This window comes from Novosphingobium sp. BW1 (genome assembly GCF_008107685.1).
GTDB lineage: Bacteria > Pseudomonadota > Alphaproteobacteria > Sphingomonadales > Sphingomonadaceae > Novosphingobium.
Genome location: NZ_VIRF01000105.1, coordinates 1 through 2,520 on the forward strand (window position 1 = coordinate 1; position 2,520 = coordinate 2,520).

Sequence of the window (2,520 nt, forward strand, 5' to 3'; positions counted from 1 at the left end):
AGCACGAACCCGCTTCGCGGGAGGGTCGCTTGGGGCGAGGTAGCGTAGTATTGTTCAGGCTTTGCGAGCGGCGATGTCGCCTTGCGACCGTGGAGTTCCTTCAACGCAAAGGAACTCACCATGGATACCATCACTTCCCCGACCCCGAACACTCCGCTTCGCCAGCGCATGTTGCAGGACATGAAGATGCGTGGCCTTGGGGAACATACCCAGAAGGATTACATCCGCCACGTCCGGCGCTTTGCTGCTTTTCTCGGCCAGCCCCCCGATACCGCCACTGCCGAAGATCTCCGGCGCTTTCAGCTTGATCAGCATGAGCGCGCCGTGGGTCCGGCAACCATCAATGGGGCCGTGTCGGCACTGCGTTTCCTGTTCGGCATCACCCTGAAGCGGCCGGAGATGGCGCTGGGGCTCGTCGTCATTCATTACGCGCCCAAATTGAGGGTGGTCTTGAGCGTCGAGGAGACCGCGCGACTGCTCGAGGCCGCGCCAGGTATCAAGTACAAGGCAGCGCTGAGCGTGGCCTATGGCGCGGGCCTGCGCGTCTCGGAGGTTGCCCATCTCAAGGTCGATGACATCGACAGCACCCGGATGATGATCCGCGTCGAGCAGGGCAAGGGACGCAAGGATCGCAACGCCATGCTCTCACCGCACCTGCTGGACTTGCTTCGTCAATGGTGGCGCGAAGGCAAGCGGCGGGGAGTGATGTTGCCCCATGGCTGGCTGTTCCCCGGTCGCAACGGCACGGATCCGGTCTCAGCGCGCCAGTTGCACCGCGTCGTGCAGGAAGCCGCTGCGCGTGCCGAGATCCGCAAGCGGGTGAGCCCGCACACATTGCGGCATTCGTTCGCCACTCACCTGCTCGAGCAGGGTGTCGATATCCGCGTCATCCAGGTCCTGCTGGGACACGTGAACATCAACACGACCGGCATCTACACTCGGGTGTCGAGCAAGACCATGCGGGCGGTGACCAGCCCGCTCGACCGGATCGTTGCCGTGATGGAAGGCAGGGGCCCTCCCGGTTGAACCGGTGCGCGCCGACCACGAGGTCGCCGACATCTTCCGCAGCGCCGGGCCCGCGTATCGCGCGGCCCACGCCGGGCATCTCAGCCTCGGCCAGCTCAAGGTCATGACGGCCATCGAGAACTGCCGCACTGCCGCGCTTGGCGGGCACGTCGAGGCCTGCGACGACTGCGGGCACTGGCGGATCGCCTACAACTCGTGCCGCAACCGTCACTGTCCCAAGTGCCAGGGCGCAGCAGCGCGCACCTGGCTCGAGGCGCGAGAGGCCGATCTGCTGCCGGTTGGCTACTTCCACGTGGTGTTCACCGTGCCCGCCGAGATCGCCGACATCGCCTGGCAGAACAAGGCGGTGGTCTATGACCTGCTGTTCCGCGCGGCTGCGGATACGATGCTGACCATCGCGGCCGATCCCAGGCACCTCGGTGCGCGGATCGGCATCACTGCCGTGCTGCACACGTGGGGATCGGCGCTGACCCACCACCCGCATGTGCACATGATCGTGCCCGGCGGCGGTATCGCGCTGGACGGAACGCGCTGGATCTCGTCGCGCCCGGCCTTCCTGCTGCCGGTGCGCGTGCTGGGCGCATTGTTCCGGCGGCTATTCCTCGCCCGGCTGATGGCGCTGTTCGATGCTGGCAAGCTCAGCTTCTTCGGCGCGATGGCGGGCCTGGCGACACGCAAGGCCTTCCTGCGGCATCTGTCGCCGATCCGGAAGAAACGCTGGGTGGTCTATGCCAAGCCGCCCTTTGCAGGGCCGCAGGCGGTGCTGGCCTACCTATCGCGTTATACCCACCGCGTCGCCATCTCGAACCGGCGGCTCCTCGCCTTTGACGAGACCGGCGTGACGTTCCGCTACAAGGACTACCGTCGCGGCGAGGCCGAACGCCAGCAGGTCATGACGCTGGCGACGGACGAGTTCATCCGCCGCTTCCTGATCCACGTCCTGCCGCGCGGCTTCCACCGCATCCGGCATTATGGCCTGCTCGCCAGCTCGACGCACAAGGACGCTCTGGCGCTCGCCCGCAGTCTACTGGGCGTTGCTGCACCGGTCGGTGAGCCCGAACCCGACGAGCCGACCGATCATCGCTCGCCATGCCCATGTTGCGGCGGGCACATGACTATCATCGAGGCCTTCGCCCGCTGGTGCCAGCCCCGAGCGCCGCCGCAATCAGCAGGCTCCATCCGGGCGAACACGCCATGATCCGGCATGGCCCACCCTGCATGACGGTCACGCTCATGGCGTCCTGGCCGACGACCCAGCGCATGCCCATCCCGGAGTTAGTGCAGGCGCAGGGCACACTGACTCGCAAAACCACCGCTACTTGCGGCCTGACGCCGCACGAAATCACGCCGATCGCGCCAGCAGTGGCACTTCCAGATCGGCAGCGCTTGCCCTCCAGAACCATCCCAAAGACGCTTTACACATAGACCAGCGCATGGGGCCCGCGGGTTCCTGCACTGGAGGCTTTCGTACGCAAGCGCCCGAAACCCTTCACA

2 protein-coding genes are annotated in these 2,520 nt (G+C 65.8%); both read left to right on the forward strand.

Annotated features, from left to right (window positions below):
- Positions 1–120: 120 nt before the first annotated feature.
- Entirely contained in the window at positions 121–1,026 is a 906-nt protein-coding gene (locus FMM79_RS20090; protein ID WP_148629301.1) for a site-specific integrase, read from the forward strand.
- A 4-nt stretch (positions 1,027–1,030) separates the two neighbouring features.
- Positions 1,031–2,224: an IS91 family transposase gene (locus FMM79_RS20095; RefSeq protein WP_148629302.1), complete on the forward strand. Its 1,194-nt coding sequence runs from the start codon at positions 1,031–1,033 to the stop codon at positions 2,222–2,224.
- The last annotated feature ends 296 nt before the right edge of the window (positions 2,225–2,520 follow it).

What these genes read in the sequence shown, in the direction of transcription:
- FMM79_RS20090 (WP_148629301.1), top strand. Translation starts at nt 121, where the DNA reads ATGGATACCATCACTTCCCCGACCCCGAACACTCCGCTTCGCCAGCGC.